Source organism: Pseudomonas sp. HK3 (genome assembly GCF_052920985.1).
Map to the genome: position 1 here is coordinate 651,148 of NZ_JBREXD010000002.1, position 17,553 is coordinate 668,700.

17 protein-coding genes are annotated in these 17,553 nt (G+C 41.1%); 5 read left to right on the forward strand and 12 right to left on the reverse strand.

Annotation, left to right across the window (positions count from 1 at the left end):
• Positions 1 to 10: 10 nt before the first annotated feature.
• The gene (locus tag ACU6U9_RS14055; RefSeq protein WP_446735649.1) at positions 11 to 1,765 is read right to left on the reverse strand and encodes a HesA/MoeB/ThiF family protein; all 1,755 of its coding nucleotides are present in this window, start codon (positions 1,763 to 1,765) and stop codon (positions 11 to 13) included.
• A 242-nt stretch (positions 1,766 to 2,007) separates the two neighbouring features.
• Between ACU6U9_RS14055 and ACU6U9_RS14060 the strand changes: the two genes are divergently transcribed.
• On the forward strand, positions 2,008 to 2,877 hold the full coding sequence (locus ACU6U9_RS14060) for a PAS domain-containing protein (protein WP_446735650.1): 870 nt from the start codon (positions 2,008 to 2,010) through the stop codon (positions 2,875 to 2,877).
• Positions 2,878 to 2,927: 50 nt separating this feature from the next.
• Here the strand turns inward: ACU6U9_RS14060 and ACU6U9_RS14065 are convergent, their stop codons facing one another.
• Positions 2,928 to 3,497, reverse strand: a complete 570-nt coding sequence (locus tag ACU6U9_RS14065) for a PhnA domain-containing protein (RefSeq protein ID WP_446735651.1) — start codon at positions 3,495 to 3,497, stop codon at positions 2,928 to 2,930.
• A 155-nt stretch (positions 3,498 to 3,652) separates the two neighbouring features.
• Here ACU6U9_RS14065 and ACU6U9_RS14070 point away from each other — a divergent pair, with 155 nt between their 5' ends.
• Positions 3,653 to 4,324, forward strand: a complete 672-nt coding sequence (locus tag ACU6U9_RS14070; RefSeq protein ID WP_446735652.1) for a glutathione S-transferase — start codon at positions 3,653 to 3,655, stop codon at positions 4,322 to 4,324.
• Between the two features lie 126 nt (positions 4,325 to 4,450).
• Complete coding sequence (locus ACU6U9_RS14075) at positions 4,451 to 5,554, forward strand: phosphoribosylaminoimidazolesuccinocarboxamide synthase (RefSeq protein WP_446735653.1); 1,104 nt, start codon at positions 4,451 to 4,453, stop codon at positions 5,552 to 5,554.
• Positions 5,555 to 5,662: 108 nt separating this feature from the next.
• On the opposite strand, the gene ACU6U9_RS14080 is transcribed toward ACU6U9_RS14075, so the two are convergent.
• The 7 genes from ACU6U9_RS14080 to ACU6U9_RS14110 form a co-directional block, all read right to left on the reverse strand.
• Positions 5,663 to 6,142: a hypothetical protein gene (locus ACU6U9_RS14080; protein WP_446735654.1), complete on the reverse strand. Its 480-nt coding sequence runs from the start codon at positions 6,140 to 6,142 to the stop codon at positions 5,663 to 5,665.
• Positions 6,139 to 6,855: an OmpA family protein gene (locus tag ACU6U9_RS14085; protein ID WP_446735655.1), complete on the reverse strand. Its 717-nt coding sequence runs from the start codon at positions 6,853 to 6,855 to the stop codon at positions 6,139 to 6,141. The genes ACU6U9_RS14080 and ACU6U9_RS14085 overlap by 4 nt, the downstream gene beginning before the upstream one ends.
• 3 nt (positions 6,856 to 6,858) lie before the next feature.
• Positions 6,859 to 8,106, reverse strand: a complete 1,248-nt coding sequence (locus ACU6U9_RS14090; RefSeq protein WP_446735656.1) for a hypothetical protein — start codon at positions 8,104 to 8,106, stop codon at positions 6,859 to 6,861.
• A 142-nt stretch (positions 8,107 to 8,248) separates the two neighbouring features.
• Entirely contained in the window at positions 8,249 to 8,704 is a 456-nt protein-coding gene (locus ACU6U9_RS14095; protein WP_446735657.1) for a hypothetical protein, read from the reverse strand.
• A gap of 176 nt (positions 8,705 to 8,880) precedes the next feature.
• Positions 8,881 to 10,182 (reverse strand): sodium ion-translocating decarboxylase subunit beta, encoded by a 1,302-nt coding sequence (locus tag ACU6U9_RS14100; RefSeq protein WP_446735658.1) that lies wholly within the window; start codon positions 10,180 to 10,182, stop codon positions 8,881 to 8,883.
• Positions 10,183 to 10,193: 11 nt separating this feature from the next.
• Positions 10,194 to 11,969 carry a sodium-extruding oxaloacetate decarboxylase subunit alpha gene (gene oadA, locus ACU6U9_RS14105; protein WP_446735659.1) on the reverse strand — a complete coding sequence of 592 codons (1,776 nt, stop codon included), beginning with the start codon at positions 11,967 to 11,969 and terminating at the stop codon, positions 10,194 to 10,196.
• Positions 11,970 to 12,020: 51 nt separating this feature from the next.
• Positions 12,021 to 12,260: an OadG family protein gene (locus tag ACU6U9_RS14110; protein ID WP_446735660.1), complete on the reverse strand. Its 240-nt coding sequence runs from the start codon at positions 12,258 to 12,260 to the stop codon at positions 12,021 to 12,023.
• 267 nt (positions 12,261 to 12,527) lie between these two features.
• On the opposite strand from ACU6U9_RS14110, the gene ACU6U9_RS14115 reads away from it, so the two are divergent.
• A complete protein-coding gene (locus ACU6U9_RS14115) occupies positions 12,528 to 13,523 on the forward strand; it encodes a tRNA dihydrouridine synthase (RefSeq protein WP_446735661.1) in 996 nt (331 codons plus the stop codon).
• Here ACU6U9_RS14115 and ACU6U9_RS14120 read toward each other — a convergent pair.
• Genes ACU6U9_RS14120 through ACU6U9_RS14130 form a run of 3 tightly spaced genes read right to left on the reverse strand, consistent with a single transcriptional unit; the run spans position 13,492 to position 16,086 of the window.
• Positions 13,492 to 14,946: a sensor histidine kinase gene (locus tag ACU6U9_RS14120; RefSeq protein ID WP_446735662.1), complete on the reverse strand. Its 1,455-nt coding sequence runs from the start codon at positions 14,944 to 14,946 to the stop codon at positions 13,492 to 13,494. The two genes, ACU6U9_RS14115 and ACU6U9_RS14120, sit on opposite strands and share 32 nt — an antisense overlap.
• Positions 14,947 to 14,965: 19 nt before the next feature.
• Positions 14,966 to 15,508 carry a heme NO-binding domain-containing protein gene (locus tag ACU6U9_RS14125; protein ID WP_446735663.1) on the reverse strand — a complete coding sequence of 181 codons (543 nt, stop codon included), beginning with the start codon at positions 15,506 to 15,508 and terminating at the stop codon, positions 14,966 to 14,968.
• Between the two features lie 20 nt (positions 15,509 to 15,528).
• Positions 15,529 to 16,086: a response regulator gene (locus ACU6U9_RS14130; RefSeq protein ID WP_446735664.1), complete on the reverse strand. Its 558-nt coding sequence runs from the start codon at positions 16,084 to 16,086 to the stop codon at positions 15,529 to 15,531.
• A gap of 137 nt (positions 16,087 to 16,223) precedes the next feature.
• Between ACU6U9_RS14130 and ACU6U9_RS14135 the strand changes: the two genes are divergently transcribed.
• Positions 16,224 to 17,498 (forward strand): HD domain-containing phosphohydrolase, encoded by a 1,275-nt coding sequence (locus tag ACU6U9_RS14135; RefSeq protein WP_446735665.1) that lies wholly within the window; start codon positions 16,224 to 16,226, stop codon positions 17,496 to 17,498.
• The last annotated feature ends 55 nt before the right edge of the window (positions 17,499 to 17,553 follow it).

Consider the following 17,553-nt stretch of genomic DNA (forward strand, 5'->3'; position numbering starts at 1 on the left):
ATCATCTCCATTAGACAAGCTCAGCTTGAGTAGGTGTTAGCTCACTGAATTTGAAATCTTTATATGCATTATAAAATTCACTATCCGAAAGTTGTAATATCATCTTCGCACGGTTCACTTTATCTAAATTAATATTGGCGTTTTCAAACCAGAATGGAGAAACATCTCGCCCTTCATACCGACTTGAAAATAAGTGTGATTTTTCAATTTCTACAGAAGCTGACGGCAACAAAATAGGATTAAAGCCAAACATATTAAGGTTCGCCAACGTTACATTTTTTTCACCGTCACCGATCATTGCCTTTATGCCACTATCAGGATGATTAATCAGTTCAAAATAAGATTGGACTAGTAATAAACCCACACGTGATGACATAACTTTATCTTCTAGTTGAGACTTAACAACACGGCCAATCTCTCTTACTTCAGAAACTTTATATTCTTTTAATGCTTCAATTTTGTTAAAGGTTTCTCGCCCAAACGCATTTTCAGCTGAATATAATTTTCTATCCGTACCGGAGAATGGAAGATCAGAATTAGGCATTGCTTTTAATGTTGAGTAAGCCATTAACTTACCTAGGGTTTTATCTAAAATAACAATATGAATATCATCTTTGTGAAGAGTCGAAATAGGCTCATGATGCAATAATGATTTCGCTGCTACCTTCTCATTAATAAAACCAACTTTTGCATAGTGAACAAATGAATAGCGCAATAACTGTTTAGCATGATGATCGTCTAAGTCTGATTGACGAATAGCAAGGCTGACTAGATTCGCGCTGGTATTAATGACATGATGCGCAATAGACGTATTTTCAGGCAGTAGGTCAGGAATAAGGGGCGTGGTATAGTGCTTCATAGATCGTTTTAAGTATTCAGTATCGTCAATATTGCATGGCTCTTTTTGCCATTGCTCGATACCTTTTCTGTATTGCTCTAGCTTGGTGAGGTTTTCATACTCTCCTCTGATCACTTTCCATACATCAATCGTATATTCATTCTTGACTGTTCGACCTGCGAGCATATCAATTACCAATGCTGCTGTGATCGTGCCAAACAGGTTAGCTGCAATGCCTAACTGTGAGGTGTAATCTTTTCCTTTGGTATGTCGCTCTAATTCTTCAAACATGGCTTCTGGAATTTCGCTAATCGGAACCAGAAAGGTACACACTTTTAGCGGGTCCATGGTTGCAACCATTTCAGTGGTAATTTGATTGTCGAAAAGCGCTAAGTTTGGATCTCGATAATCGAAGATTGGGATGTACTGAGTTGCAGCCATGTCATAACCACAAATAACGGCCTTACGCTTTTCATGACAGATTTCATGTAGTAGAAATTTCATTTCTAAGCCAGAACGACCTGTGACATCAACTGCGTCGATGACAATATCAGCTCGATCTACATAGTAATTAACATTGTCAGGTGTGATACCAATATTGCAAATTTCTAAACGAGCAAAAGGATTAATTGCATGACAACGCTCTTGAAAGACGATGGGCTTGAAGCGGTCAACATCGTTAAGAACCATATTTTGTCTATTAGAATTGTTTAAATCATAACGACCGTTATCTATTAGTATTAGATTTTCTGCGCCACTGCGAATTAACAATTCAATGACACTACCACCTGTAGAGCCACATCCTGCGATTAATATCACTGAATCCCGCAGTAGTTGCTGGTCTTCCTCACTGATAAATCCTGCATTCCTGAGAGTAAACTCTTTGTAGAATGCTTCTTTATTGAGTTGTGTTGCTGAATTTTCCATAACGCACGCCAGTTAAACAATGAAGTGGCGTGACTTTACGTAAATTTTTAATGACACAACAACTACTTCATTTTTATTGGCGTCATGTGTTTCTAAAAAAAATGTGATTTTCGGCCTATTAATTAGCAAATGATGGCGCTATGCTAAGGCAATCATCTGAGTCTAGTAATGCTTTACTACTAGGCTAATTGTTTTGAGTGCTTTGATTTTTATAGGCAAATGGTCTATTGAGGAAAGGACACATGAAGGCTCGTGAACTGATTTCAATTTTAGAACAGTACGATGACGACATGGATGTATCTGTTTCATTTTCTGATAAAAAAGATACACCGATTCACATCACTAGTTGTGACTCCTTACAAACCCGTTGTTATCAAAACTTGGTCGAACTATCGCCAGAAGGTCTATTGGTTTTAAATAATCAAAATCAAATTAGCTATATGAACCCATTTCTCGTTAAGAAATTAGGCACTGAGGACGATGCTCTATTTTTCAAACCCATTCATGATTTAATTTCGATAGAAGATCATTGCTTACTAAATAAAGCATTGAATAATTTGAAGGTTCAGCAAGCCGATTTTGTGTCTATTCCCATTATAAAAGAAAACAGTGAAAGTTTTTGGGCACGTATATCAATGACTAAAATCCCAAGCTCCGACAATAGTTATCGTGGTGCTATTTTAACCATTACCGACACCAGTGAGCGCCAAAAACTGCTTGAAAAGAATACCTCTGATACGCTTGATCACAAAGTTGGGCGTATTCCCGACCATATCAACCAGTTAAAGCAAACAAAGTCATTGTTACTAGAAGAGCGGGCAAGCTTAGAGTCAACTAACTTAATACAAGCAACCCCTTACTGGCATCAAGAAAAATATTTATACCTTATATTTCCTAAAAAAGACGGTAAACGAGTAAGAGAATATATAGGGACAAAAAAACAAAAAGTAGATGAAGCATTAAATGCCATTAAACGGGGTAAGCGTTATCGTAAAATTTGCGATGAGCTAGCCGATATTGATCAGCAATTGCGCACAGCCACCTTCAAGCTCGATAGCTTTTTATGGGAACTAGCAAAATTACCGCCTAATTTACACAAAACATTAAATTAACAAAAAAGCCTACATAAGTAGGCTTTTTTGTTTCAGATAACGGTAACGTCTTACGCTTTTTTACAATATTCCGCGATAATCACAATGTGCGAACCATTAACTTTACCCTCGATGTGCTTAGGGTTGCTGGTTAGCGAGATATTTTTGACTAACGTCCCCTGCTTAGCCGTAAAATTTGCGCCTTTTACCACTAAATCTTTAACCAACGTAACACTGTCGCCCGCTTGTAATAAGGCTTTGTTAAAGTCATACGTGGCTTCTGCATCTTCATCTGGCAGACCCATTTTTGCCCACTTTTCGACATCAGGCTCTAGGTACAACATATCTAAGCTGTCTTGTGCCCATGTTTCACCTTTTGCTATGAGAGCAAATAATTGGCGATAAGCCATGACCTGTACCGGCGCTTCTTGGCTCCACATACTGTCATTAAGACAACGCCAATGGTTAACATTCATGCTGCTTTGATCTTCAATTTGACTGCGACAGGTTTCACAAATCACAACGCTCTGATCCAAGCTACCGTCAGAAGGCTCAACCGCAAAAGCGGCTAACTGCTCAGTAGCGGTACATAACTCACATTTATTATCGCTGCGCTGTAATAAAGCTTGTTCAACACTCATGGTATCCACACTTAATTGACTTACATTTTGGCTGGGTATTATGCCTAATTTAAGTGAGAAAATCTTGATGCAGGCCACTGAGCTAGGCAAGATGATGCAAGCAATCTAAATCATTATCTAATACGTAAAGTTAAAACAACTATAAAGAGACTTTCATGATCACACTACACCACCTCAATAACTCCCGCTCTCAGCGTATTATCTGGTTATTAGAAGAACTAGGCGTTGACTATGACATCAAATTTTACCAGCGTGATCCAATTACCATATTGGCCCCTCAAAGCCTAAAAGATGTTCACCCTCTGGGTAAAAGCCCTGTTATTACTGACGATGCAACCGGTATCATGCTGGCAGAAAGCGGTGCCATTATTGAATATCTAATTTCAAAATATGGCTCTCAATTTAAGCCTTCTGAAAATAGTGACCAATATTGGCAATATCTATACTGGCTGCACTTCAGTGAGGGCTCTCTTATGCCGCCGATGGTCATGCGTTTAGTGTTCATGAAAATGCAAACTGCCCCTATGCCATTCTTTATAAAGCCCATTGCTAAGATGCTCGCTAATAAAGTGTTGAAGAGTTTTGTGTCACCTAACATCGTTAATCAATTAGCCTATATTGAGGCACATTTGGCTAATAACCCTTGGTTTTGTGGCGAACAACTAACCGGTGCGGACTTCCAAATGAGCTTTCCACTGGAAGCGTCTGTCGCTCGTGGGTTAATTGGTGATGATTACCCTAGTATCCAAAAATACGTCAAAACCTTTCAAGCACGCTCAGCTTATAAAACAGGCTTGGCCAAGGGTGGTGAGTACGATTACGCATAACCGTCGCGCTTAACACTCAAAAACGCCCTGAATATGAAGCAATATCATGGGGCGTTTAGTTTTTATCATTACCCAACCTCAGCCCCCTTTGCTAAAATCCGCCCATATTTTATATGAGTGGATACCATGTCACAGGCTCAAAACGTATTAGCGGTGAACAACGACCTACCCATTCGTACTGACAAGCCGGTGCATAGCGGTAAAGTACGCAGCGTTTATTGGTTAACCGAGGCCGACAGCCAACGTCTCATTGCCGAAAAAGGTTATAACGTCGCGTCAGATGCGCCACTTGCCATAATGGTAATCAGCGATCGTATTAGTGCATTCGACTGTATTTGGCATGGCGAAGGTGGCTTACAAGGTATTCCTGGGAAAGGGGCGGCGTTAAACGCAATTTCTAACCATTGGTTCCAATTATTCAAAGATAATGGCCTAGCCGATAGCCATATTTTAGATATTCCTCACCCATTTGTTTGGATTGTACAAAAAGCGCGCCCTGTGATGATCGAAGCTATCTGTCGTTCGTACATTACCGGATCAATGTGGCGCTCATACAGCAAAGGCGAGCGAGAATTCTGCGGCATCCAACTACCAGACAACTTAGGTAAAGACCAAAAATTACCTGAATTACTGATGACACCCAGTACGAAGGGCATCTTAAAAGGCATTCCGAATGTACCAGAACAAGACGATGTGAATGTCAGCCGTCAAGATATCCGTGACAACTTCGCTGCGTTTAACTTAAAAAGCGAACAAGACATCGATCTGTATGAAAAATTACTATCTGAAGGTTTTAACGTCATCAGCAATGCTCTATCTGACATTGACCAGATTTTTGTGGATACCAAGTTTGAGTTTGGTTATGTCACCGATGCCAGCGGCACAGAAAAATTAATATACATGGACGAAGTGGGCACACCCGATAGCTCACGCATTTGGGATGGTGCACAGTATCGTGATGGTAAGGTGGTAGAAAACAGTAAAGAAGGTTTCCGCCAGCTGTTACTTAATCATTTCCCTGATCCTGATATTTTATTAAACAAAGATCGCATGCATGAGCGTGAAGCGTTAGCGCGTGATAATGCGCTTCCTGCAGACGTATTTGCACATGTGAGTCAAACGTATATTGGTATTGCTGAAAAAATCATTGGCCAGCCTTTGCATTTATCTCACAACCCAAAACAAGAAATTATTGATGTACTGCGTGATAACTATGATTTGATTGATTAATCATCAACGGTATAGTCATAAAAAAGCCGGAGCCTATCATAGGCTCCGGCTTTTTTATGACTGTGCATTGCAGGATTTCAAGCAACGGAAGAACACATGAATAAGGTCTTATGCTTTAAATACGGCGGATTTTGACACTAAAAATTGATTAAGATTAAAACTCTTAAGGATTTTTTCATTGTATTGTTGATGCCGATGCCGGTATGCATCGAACCCTTCGTAGCTCACGGCATGTAAACAATAAGAGCAGTTGGTGGCGTTGGCCATTAAATCATTACATGTTGTGGCGTTAATATTGGGTAATTGCCCTTGGCCAATGCGTTTTTTAATATCGTCACATAATGCAAAGTGAAATACATCATCCACTTTGACAACAACGGGGCTGTTTTTAAAATACAAAATATTATCATCGCCTGAACGAAGGATATTTCCCTCTACATCAACCCATTGCTTTGCTAATAGCTGTCGATCCTGCCAACTTAAATGGCGTTTAGGGTCAAATAATTCAAACGTGCCAAGCTGTTCTGTCCCGATTAATTCACGCAATTTATTCAATGATTCATCATTCTTAAAATCGAATAAATTCATGGTAAAACATCTTCTAAAATCGTAGCAATTTTCCCTTCTGCATCTGTACGTACTTTAAACTCTACTCGACGAGAACGCTCGCCATCTTCAATACCGGCTTCATCCGTAACTACTTTAGCTGATGACAGTCCATTGGCCGTTAGATATGTTTTAAGCCAACTTTTTTTGTTCGTCACTGCTGGTAAATTCAATAGGTAAGCTAATGTGCTGCGAGTACGCGCTTGTGACAATGCCATGTTATTAATATAAGCATCGTCATCGTCGACGGCACCATACCAACCACTTGATGTATGGCCTTCAATTCGAACTTCAAGAATATCATCACGGTATTTGTCAGCTGTAATAATACTTAAATAGCGAGGAAAGAAGTCCGCAAGTATCAACTGAAATTCAGGGTTTAAGCCTGACTCACCATTTGCAAAAAGTAATTCTGTTTTGTTAAAACGAAAGGTTAAATCTTCCTGTAATTCAGCCCCCCAGCTGTTCAAGTCCGGTTCAAATTCGGCTAATAAATCTTGGTAAAGCTGAGTTCTCAGGTGATCATATAGTATTGCAACATCGGTTATTTTTTTCCGCTGTAATTCAACATTGATCATAAATACGATAGAGATTAATAAAAATACCATCATTAAGCCTGCCATTAAGTCGCTTACAGCAACCCAATGGCCTTCTTGTTCTCTGATACCGCCTAGTCGCTCTTCATCGGTTAGCATGACCTACCCTTTATTTTCAGCTAACGTAACCAGTTCATGCAGACGATCTGTCAATGGGCCATAATCTTGTACAAATTTTTCACTCAGCGCGCCTAACTGCTGACCTAATGTTTTAAGCGATTTATTTAGTTCATTTTCAAGGGCCGCATCCAGTTTCGCAATTTTTTTGTCACTTTGAATTAGACTTTGCATAATTTGATGGTCTAACTTCTCAAATGCCTGTGAGTAAGAGACCTGTAGCTGCTCACCTAGTTTACCCGTCGTGGCCGTCATGCTTTGAGTTGTATTGCTGAGCATTTTTTCCATACGTGAATTATATTGCTCTAATGTGGTTGCCAAACCCGATGTTAAAAATGTAATGCGCTCTTCTAATTGAGGCAACCCTTGGCCCGCTTCACTCACTAACGTGGCAAGCCCAGTAAGGTGTTTATCAAGCACATCGCGCTGGGTATTTAAACCTTGCAGCATGTTGCCTAAACTTTCACTGATGCCATTAAATGACTCGGCGTGATGCACCATATTTTCAAATGCATCGGTAGCTTGAATCATTGAATGACCGATGCGCTGCTGATTATCGGCTAGCTCAACTAGCTGTTGTTTATATTCTTTTTGCCACTGCAACATGCTGCCAACGCTTTCATTTAGGCGTTTAAAGTTTTCACCATATTGCTCATCAATCTTGGTATTAAAGTCTCGCATCACCACGGCCAACGCTTTGATTAAGGCTTGAGTGTTCGCTTCAACCATTTTTTCTTGGTAATGCTGCATGGCAATAATTAAATCATCACTTTGCCTTTGCTGTTCAACCCGCATCAAAGCAATTTGCTGAAATGCAGTTTCGTTACCACCTTGACTCAATGCTTGAAGAATAGCCTGCATGGAGTCATTCAAGTCATCAATACTCGTGGTTCGCTGATGGTGCTCTTCACCATGAGTGGCATCCATCACCGCTCTAAATTTTATGGTAAGCGCCCCCAATAGACCTGCAATGGAAGACCAGAATGCCGTTTTTAATCCGCTTAGTAATTGTGGGACACTTTCTTGTAATTGTGTTGTGTCGAAGCTATTCAAGCCCAATGCCACACCTAAAAAAGTCCCAAAAATACCGATACTGGTCAGAATAGTTGGAGCCGACTCAGCGGTGCGGGAACTGTAACGAAAGAATTGAAAATACACGGTTAAGACCGCAATGATACCAATCAGTATCAGCGTCCAAGGGGAGAAATCTACGTTCAATAAGGACATATCCATGCATCCACCAAGGTAAGCAGGTCACATCTCAAGGCCCATTTACGGTCATTCTTGTATTTATCTGTTGATCTAGGTAAAGATTAGTCGAGAGTCTGACATTGCGCTGCTAACTTATTAAAAGGGGCGTAACGTGACTATCCTTTTAATAAGCCCTTAAGCTACGACGCTCACTGAACTGAGCGCCAATGCCCGGTAAAATCAACCATTGTATGGCAGAGGCAAAATGATCAAATGAACGAACATCAACTTTAACTTGCCTAAATGCATGAAGCACTGCGGAGCGCACAGGGTTAGCCGCTAATTGACTGACCAATGCAAAATATTGCAGTGGCGTAGATGAAACGTCCTCAAGCACACTTCTCTGAGCTTGCGCGGACAGTAACGTAAACTCGCCATTTAGGGCGGTTAAATCAGCAAGCCAACTATTTAAGTTATTACTGATCATTTGCTGGCAACAATATTCCATCACCGTCGATAATTGATAAGTTTCTGTCACCTCTCCTCGCCACATGCTCATCAACAACCGAGTATCCGTGTTAATGCTCACGCTGGCATAAATAGAGTTTTGAGTATCCGTAAAATGCTTAATGTGCTGCATGGGTCTATCTCAAGGTGGCTTGGCTCTCATTCTGACAGATTAATCAGGCTACACCGTTGCTCTTGTGTCTTCCTTGGTTACAAAAGGTTCATCTATGTAACCATTAAGTTATATTCATCCAGGCATAAAAAAAGCGCCCTGAGGCGCTTTTTTTATTGCAAAACTAGAACGTATTATCAACCTAAGTAAGACAACATCACACCAGCTGCAACAGCGGAGCCAATTACACCGGCTACGTTTGGACCCATGGCATGCATCAACAAGAAGTTATGCGGGTTTGCTTCCAAACCTACTTTGTTCGATACACGAGCCGCCATTGGTACAGCAGAAACACCTGCTGAACCAATCAAAGGGTTAATCGGTGTTTTAGAGAATAAGTTCATGAACTTAGCCATCAACACACCAGCCGCGGTACCGACACAGAACGCCGCTAGGCCCAGTGCAATGATCGCAATCGTGTCCCAGTTTAAGAAGGCATCTGAACTCATTTTGTAACCAACAGATAAGCCTAAGAAAATGGTCACAACGTTGATTAACGCATTTTGCGCCGTATCGCTTAAACGCTCAACCACACCAGACTCTTTCATTAGGTTACCAAAGCAGAACATGCCCAGCAGTGGCGCAGCTGAAGGTAGAATTAACGCAACCAGTACCAATACCGCTAGTGGGAACATGATTTTCTCAAGCTTAGAGACAGTACGTAACTGCTCCATCTTGATAGAACGTTCTGCTTCTGTGGTCAGTGCTTTCATAATCGGCGGCTGGATCATAGGAACCAAAGCCATGTATGAGTATGCGGCTACCGCAATGGCACCTAATAATTCAGGCGCTAGCTTAGATGCAATGAAGATCGACGTTGGGCCATCAGCACCACCGATGATACCAATCGCGGCCGCTTGCTGAATGGTGAAATCCATCAAACCGAAGTGAGTTAGCAATACCGCACCAATAACAGTACCAAAAATACCAAACTGAGCAGCCGCACCTAATAACAATGTTTTAGGGTTAGCTAATAGCGGACCAAAATCCGTCATGGCACCTACACCCATGAAGATTAAAAGTGGCGCAACACCACTGGCAATCGTCATTGAGTAAAAGGTATAAAGCATGCCATTGTCAAAACCTAAGCTACCGCCAAGTGATACAGCTTGCTTATAAATTAAGGTTTCTGCGTGATGATAAGCATCTAACAATGCCGTTAGATCCGCATTGGCAGCCAAGCCAAATAGTGCGCGAAATTGATCCACAACCTCAGGGCTACCTGTACGAATAGCTTGTTCAGCGGCAGACCAACCCAGGCCTGCGCCTGGAATGTTTACCAACAAAGTACCCACTGCAATAGGCAGAAGCAGTAATGGCTCAAAGCCCTTTTTAATCGCGAGGTACAACATACCAAACGCAACCACCATCATGGCAAACTGGCCAGGTTCGATTGCGTAAATACCGGTGTCGTGCCAAAATTTTAATAACGTTTCCATCAACAATCCCCTTACGCGATCGTTAGCAGTGTATCGCCAACAGAAACAGAATCGCCTTCTTTCACGTTAACGGTACCGACAGTGCCTGACTTGCTTGCACGTACTTCGGTTTCCATTTTCATGGCTTCAAGAATAACAATCACATCGCCTTCTTCAACGTAATCACCTGGTGCAAATTCTACTTTCCAGATGTTACCTGCAAGTGGCGCAAGCATTGCCTCACCACCTGCGGCAGGAGCAGCACCACCTGTAGCAGGCGCCGCCGCAGCACCACCCATGCTGGTTGGTGCGCCGTTTAGGGCACCCAGTTGAGTTACGTCGCCACCATCATCTACTTTCACTACATACTCATTACCATCAACGGTAATAGTGAATGTATCTTCAGCATCGCCTTTAGGCGCAGGTTCAAACGCATCAGGATTACCACGGTTCTCTAGGAACTTAGGTGCAACCTGTGGGAACAAGGCGTATGTCAGTGCGTCATCGATTTTGTCTGTTGCGAGCTTAATGCCTTTTTCAGCGGCTAAAGCGTCAACGTCTGCAATGATTTTATCCAGTTCGTTTTCTAAAAGATCCGCTGGGCGACAAGTAATCACTTGCGCACCGTCTAGTACGCGAGCTTGCAGCTCAGCATTCATAGGGGCAGGTGCCGCGCCGTATTCACCTTTAAGAATACCTTGAGTTTCTTTAGAAATAGATTTGTAACGCTCGCCCGTTAATACGTTAAGTACCGCTTGAGTACCCACGATTTGAGAGGTTGGTGTGACTAATGGAATGTGGCCAAGATCTTCACGCACGCGTGGAATCTCACGCAGTACTTCATCAAACTTGTCTGAAGCGCCTTGCTCACGTAATTGGTTTTCCATGTTGGTCAACATGCCACCAGGCACTTGAGCCACGAGAATACGAGAGTCTGTACCACGAAGCGCACCTTCGAATTTGGCGTATTTTTTACGAACATCACGGAAGTAAGCCGCAATTTCTTCAAGTAGAAGTAAATCAATGCCGGTATCACGATCAGTGCCTTTCATTGCAGCCACTACGGTTTCAGTGGCTGAGTGGCCGTATGTACCCGACATAGAAGAAATAGCGGTATCAACACGGTCAACACCCGCTTCGATGGCTTTAAGAATCGCCATGTCAGACATACCTGCCGTTGCATGGCAATGAAGCTGAACTTCAAGGTTGGTTTCTTTCTTAAGACGAGAAACTAATTCAAATGCCTCATACGGTTTAATGATACCGGCCATGTCTTTAATGGCGATAGAGTCCGCACCAAGGTCTTCAATTTGCTTAGCAAGAGACAACCAAGCTTCTAAATTGTGAACAGGTGACGTTGTGTAAGACAAGGTACCTTGTGCATGTTTGCCGTTAGCCTTAACCGCTTTAATAGCTGTCTCAAGGTTACGAGGATCATTCATTGCGTCGAACACACGGAAAACATCAACACCGTTAGTGGCAGCACGTTCTACAAATTTGTTAACCACATCGTCAGCATAATGACGATAACCTAATAGGTTTTGGCCACGTAACAGCATTTGTTGTTTTGTGTTTGGCATTGCTTTTTTGAATGCACGAATGCGATCCCAGGGATCTTCACCTAAAAAACGGATACAAGAATCAAAAGTAGCACCGCCCCAAGACTCTAAAGACCAGTAACCTACTTGGTCTAATTTTTCTGCGATTGGCAGCATGTCATCAATGCGCATGCGCGTGGCAAATAAAGATTGGTGAGCATCGCGTAGAACGACGTCAGTTATGCCTAATGGTTTTTTAATATCGGTCATTTGTAATGGCCTTCGTTAATTATCGTTATTCGTTTTTGAAGCGTGATGTTCTTACTTTTGGCGAGAACGGTGCTCTTTTACGGCTGCAGCTAAAACTTTTAATAACTGTGGGTCGACGCCTTGTGCTGGAGCTTTTTTCACTCTCGCAGGAGCCGGAGCGGCTTCTGGGAAGTATTTAACGACCAACTTGGACATAATGGTTGTAGCAAAAATAAGTACGACTAAAAAAATAAACACCGTACCCATGCCAAATCCCATTAGGCCTAGGCCGTCAGCTACGATCGGGGACATATAATCCACTCCTCATTAGTACTGATCGGGTCTGCTTATGCAGATCTTTTAATAATGGATTATGAAAAGCTACTCACTTTCTCATAATTCTCCACTAAAACTGTTCATATTGCCCAACTACTCGATAACATAGGCAAAATATCGCGGTAATGTACTGTATATGCCTCTTTTAGGCAAATATTGCAGGTCATATAAGCAATTGATTTTTAGCATTAATTCAGACATTTTCTTGCTAAAATGTGGCACAAATTTTCTAGATATCTCTTTATGAAACTGGCGCTTGCCCCAATGGAAGGCTTAGTTGACGTACATATGCGCACTTTGCTTACTCGCAACAACGCATTTGACTACTGTGTGACTGAGTTTTTACGCATTACCAATCAATTACTGCCTGAGCGTGTTTTCACTCGATTATGCCCTGAAGCACTCAATAATTGGCAAACGCCGTCTGGTACTCCTGTTCACTTGCAACTTTTGGGAGGCGAGCCACAACCCATGGCTGAAAATGCTTGTCGGGGGGTCGAGCTTGGTGCGCCCGTGGTCGACGTGAACTTTGGCTGTCCGTCTAAATTCGTTTGCAATAGCGTTGGTGGCTCTATTTTATTAAAAGACCCAGACAATCTTTACCGCGTGCTGCACGCCATGCGCCAAGCCATGCCCGATCATATTCCGTTAACCGCTAAAATGCGCCTTGGGTTTGAAGATAAATCATTAGCCATAGAAAATGCACAAGCCGTCGAATCCGCAGGTGCAAGCATGCTCTGTATTCATGCAAGAACAAAAATAGAAGGCTACAAACCTCCGGCTCACTGGGAATGGGTTGCGAAAGTAAAAGAAAACGTAAACATCCCCATTATGGCGAACGGTGAAATTTGGACTGTGGCGGATTTATTAACCTGTCAAAAAGTCAGCCAATGTGACGATATTATGCTTGGCCGCGGCGCGGTTGCCACACCCGATCTGGCCTTACAAATTCGTCAACATCATTTAGGGCAAGAATACAAAGCTGACAGCTGGCTTGAACAGTTAGACGATTTATTATGGATGCTCGATACCACGGTTAAAGCCGGCAACGCCAAGTTCTCTGCTGATCGTATAAAACAATGGCTCGCATTTTTTAAAATGCAGCACACTGCAGCAGGTATATTTTTTGAAAAGGCAAAACGGCTCAAGCACCACGAAGATTTAAGTAAATTAATTAATGCAGAGATTGCTCATGTAAAGGAATCATTCAATCACTCACAAGAGGAATATCAATCATAAAAGATGTGCCGACACCTTCTTCTGATTCAACACTGATTTTCCCGCCATGCTTCTCAACAATGCCATGAGAAATAGATAACCCAAGCCCCGTGCCTTCGTTAACACCTTTTGTGGTATAAAAAGGGTCAAATATTTTATCCACCACAGATTGAGGCATGCCTTTCGCGGTATCACGAATGATTAAGCGAGCAAAACCATCCTGCTTAATAGTGGATATATAAATATGACCTTCTACCTCCATGGCTTGTGCTGCATTCACAAGCATATTCATAATTACCTGACCAATTTGTCCTTCATGACCATTAACAATAGGATTGGCCTCATCGAATTCTTTATGTAATGTAACCTTATACTTTAATTCATTCCAAACAACTTTTATCGTATTTTCGATACAATTATTAAGGCTAAATGCTTCGGTCGTTTCTTCATCCCCTCTGGCAAATGATTTTAAATTTAGAACAATCTCTTTGACACGTTTTAAGCCATCATCACAATCATTCATAATATTTTTAATGTCCGAAAACAAAAATGTGAAATCTTCACTCTCATCCATTTCGACCATTTTTTTCGATACATCACTATCAGAATCAGCCGCTAATGTTTCAGCCAATTTAAAGTATTCAGCAATAATATCTGTGTATTCCCTTAATGTGCCAAAATTGCTACTCACAAAACCAATCGGGTTATTAATTTCGTGCGCAACGCCGGCGGCTAATTGACCAAGTGACGCCATTTTTTCTGACTGAACTAATTGAGCTTGCGCCTGCTTGATTTTATCGTGACTGGATTTTATTTCTAAATAACTATCTTCAATTTTTTTATTATTCGCATTGCGCTCTAACATCCCCCCAACTTGATAGCCCGCCACCTGACATTGATCCAAAGTTTCAGGTTTAAAATCAATTTCCTCAGGCAAGTATAATTCGCATACCGTACTCACTTTACCAAAACATTTTATGGGTAACAAAATCACTCGATTAACATCATAGATTTCGCATATCTTGGTCATATCTTGATAATCAATATCATCTAACATCACCGTTGATCGATCATGTTTACGATAAATTTCCTGATACATATTAATGGGCAATGCAGGTAACGCTTCATCGATTCCAATAACATTTGAAACACTTATTTTACCGTTTTTAATAAAGCTATAGCGACTAAATTTTGCGTTTAAAAATTTCATGCTTTTAGTTGTGTAATCACTAACACTTTCTGACAAACCTTGGTCCACCTGTGTTAGGCGCGCAATCTCTAAAAGATAATCAGCTTCTTTTTTTTGAGCCATTAAGTCATTAAACTGATGTTGAATCATGTCAATACTAGACTGTACTTCACGAGTTTTTTCATCTAATAATTTCTCAGCCGCAAGCCGAGCTAATTTTTCTCGATCGTAAGCAACCTTGTAGGCATCTGACATAAAATCACCTATCCATTGATCATGTAAATGTTACATTCCATCTACAATTTTCAGCACCATCATGCATACACTGTGAATGGTGCATTTCAACACTCTGACCATAATGTTTTGCTGCTCCCTGCAATAGTCCTTCTGCAATAAAACATAACTTACGTTTGCTTAAGTAGGTCAACTCACCCTCATGTTCAGTGGTAGGGAAATATTCGAAAAGTGGTGTGTAAGCATCAGGATGTATACGCTTCACATCTCGATGAACAACACTTTCTAAATTTTGTAATAATGTTTGAGTATTAGGATACATTGCCAACTCAATTGGACCTCTACTAATTAGAAATCCAAATAAAAATTCACCAAATAAACGTAAACCACCCGTTAATGGCACCCCTAATTTTTCACACAGATTAGTCGCTAAACTAACGATCTCTGCATCGTCATAGCTCACACCTGACGTATAAACACCACCACTTTCTAAGTTGCTTGATTCCAATAGCGCATTCCAAACTTCCATATCGGCTGTCTCAAGAACAAACTCTTCAAGTGCATTAAATATAATTCCTTGCATCGATATTTCCTCTTAGTTTATTAAAACTCATATTCAACAATCATTTTTTTGAGGTCGTCATTCTCAAAAGGTTTTTCTAAAATATTGTTTGCTCCGAGTGACAGTGTTTTTTCTAGTTCAGTAATTCCCTGCGCGCTAATAACTATGATATGAAGGCTTTCCATATTAAATTTCTCGCGAGTAAGGGTTAACACCTTGAAGCCATCCATGTAAGGCATTTTCAAATCCAGTGTCATTATCCTTGGTTTAAATTCCATCAAACTCATTCCGGCTTCAAACCCATCGTGAGCCTCTTTCACCTCCCAGCCTAAACGCTTGAAGACACGCCCTATGGCACTCGCCATAGCTGGGTCGTCATCTACCACTAACGCTTTATACGGCTCTTCAAGCCACTCCTGTGGCAGTGGAATCTGGTTTTTATGCATAAAAGCCAACAAAGCACTGTGTCTTACTCTGTGATCGCCACGTCCTGGTAGCTTGTATCCTTCTAAATCGCCTCTATCAATCCATCTAATCACCGTCCGAAAATTCACCCCTGCAAACTTAGCTACCTCACCAGATGTATAAGTCGGCTCCACAACACATCTCCAATAGCTTGTTTTATGATTAATTTAGGCTATTTTCTGTACAAATAACAGTCAAGTATTATACTTTTTTAATCTTAGACAGCTTAGACAGGTTGAAATATAGTCAACATTCAACCCTGGAGGTGCATATGGATACAGCTAGAAAAATACTATTTGTGGATGATGAGCCACAAATGCTTACCGCACTTCAGCGTGTATTTAGAGGTAAGCAGTTTGATGTGAAAATTGCCAATTCTGGTGCAGAAGCATTAGAGATACTTAAAGAACATCCGTTTGATGTCATCATTTCAGACATGCGCATGCCCGAAATGGATGGCGCAACCTTTCTCGCCAGCTCGATCGATTTATCACCTATGAGCCGTCGTATTTTACTTACCGGCTACAGTGATCAAGAAAGTACTATTCGCGCAATCAATGATGGCCAAGTTCATCAGTATATGAGCAAACCATGGGACAATGCAGAGCTAAAGAAAACGGTAGAAGCCGAAATAACAGAAAAAGATCGCATAGAAGCTGAGACACCTAATCAAGAAGAACACTTAGCTTTGCAAGAGCAAGTTTCCAGTGTGAGTGAAGAACTCGCTAGCGCAACCCTCTTTGCAGATATGGCAAAAGAAGAACTTCTGAGCCAATATAATACAACGATAAAGGTCATCAGTAACCTTATCCACATGCGAGTGCCAACACCGAGAGACATGAATAAAAATGTCGTCACTCACAGTGTCGCTTTGGCCAAATTAATAAAACTCGATCGAAAAATCATTACAGAAATTCGTAATGCGGCTCGTCTTTACCAGCTAGGTAAGCTGAATTTCTCCGGCGCATTATTATCTAAGCCGGTACAAGATATGTCAGAAGGCGAATTAGAGGTCTATCATGCACACCCTATGCAAGGGGCCGATCTATTAACACCGTTAAATAGTTTGGATTTTGCGGCGAAACTCATTCGTCATCAAAATGAAAACTACAATGGATCAGGGATTCCAGATAAATTGGTTGGAAATAAAATTCCATTAGGGTCTCGTATATTGCGCATTGTCATTGATTACCATCAGATCATTAACGGCTTTTACATTAAGGACAAACTAGGCTCAACAGATGCGCTAGACCTGATTGATAAATTTAGCAGCGGAAAATATGACCCAGAGCTACTCAAACTCTATCGTAAATTGATTGTTGAACTAGATAAGAATGTTACGATACCTAAAGATAAATTAACCCATATCGATGAAATTAAAGAAGGTGATATCGTTAATCGTGATCTATTTAGCCATGACGGCATTCTTCTTATAGCCAAAGGTATGCCATTGAATGCTTCATTAATCTCCAAACTCACGATGATTGAAAGCAGAACACACAAAGTGCTTAATATTTTTATTAAAGAGGTAGAACCTCAAGAGTAAGTCCGTATCATACCTGTTTTAATAAATAGTATTGCTAACTGTGAAACATTCGACT

Coding starts and splice junctions, on each gene's coding strand:
- ACU6U9_RS14125 (WP_446735663.1), bottom strand. CDS start 15,508: ATGCAAGGAATTATATTTAATGCACTTGAAGAGTTTGTTCTTGAGACA.
- ACU6U9_RS14080 (WP_446735654.1), bottom strand. CDS start 6,142: ATGAATTTATTCGATTTTAAGAATGATGAATCATTGAATAAATTGCGT.
- ACU6U9_RS14090 (WP_446735656.1), bottom strand. CDS start 8,106: ATGGATATGTCCTTATTGAACGTAGATTTCTCCCCTTGGACGCTGATA.
- ACU6U9_RS14055 (WP_446735649.1), bottom strand. CDS start 1,765: ATGGAAAATTCAGCAACACAACTCAATAAAGAAGCATTCTACAAAGAG.
- ACU6U9_RS14135 (WP_446735665.1), top strand. CDS start 16,224: ATGGATACAGCTAGAAAAATACTATTTGTGGATGATGAGCCACAAATG.
- ACU6U9_RS14060 (WP_446735650.1), top strand. CDS start 2,008: ATGAAGGCTCGTGAACTGATTTCAATTTTAGAACAGTACGATGACGAC.
- ACU6U9_RS14095 (WP_446735657.1), bottom strand. CDS start 8,704: ATGCAGCACATTAAGCATTTTACGGATACTCAAAACTCTATTTATGCC.
- ACU6U9_RS14075 (WP_446735653.1), top strand. CDS start 4,451: ATGTCACAGGCTCAAAACGTATTAGCGGTGAACAACGACCTACCCATT.
- oadA (WP_446735659.1), bottom strand. CDS start 11,969: ATGACCGATATTAAAAAACCATTAGGCATAACTGACGTCGTTCTACGC.
- ACU6U9_RS14110 (WP_446735660.1), bottom strand. CDS start 12,260: ATGTCCCCGATCGTAGCTGACGGCCTAGGCCTAATGGGATTTGGCATG.
- ACU6U9_RS14100 (WP_446735658.1), bottom strand. CDS start 10,182: ATGGAAACGTTATTAAAATTTTGGCACGACACCGGTATTTACGCAATC.
- ACU6U9_RS14070 (WP_446735652.1), top strand. CDS start 3,653: ATGATCACACTACACCACCTCAATAACTCCCGCTCTCAGCGTATTATC.
- ACU6U9_RS14120 (WP_446735662.1), bottom strand. CDS start 14,946: ATGTCAGATGCCTACAAGGTTGCTTACGATCGAGAAAAATTAGCTCGG.
- ACU6U9_RS14115 (WP_446735661.1), top strand. CDS start 12,528: ATGAAACTGGCGCTTGCCCCAATGGAAGGCTTAGTTGACGTACATATG.
- ACU6U9_RS14065 (WP_446735651.1), bottom strand. CDS start 3,497: ATGAGTGTTGAACAAGCTTTATTACAGCGCAGCGATAATAAATGTGAG.
- ACU6U9_RS14085 (WP_446735655.1), bottom strand. CDS start 6,855: ATGCTAACCGATGAAGAGCGACTAGGCGGTATCAGAGAACAAGAAGGC.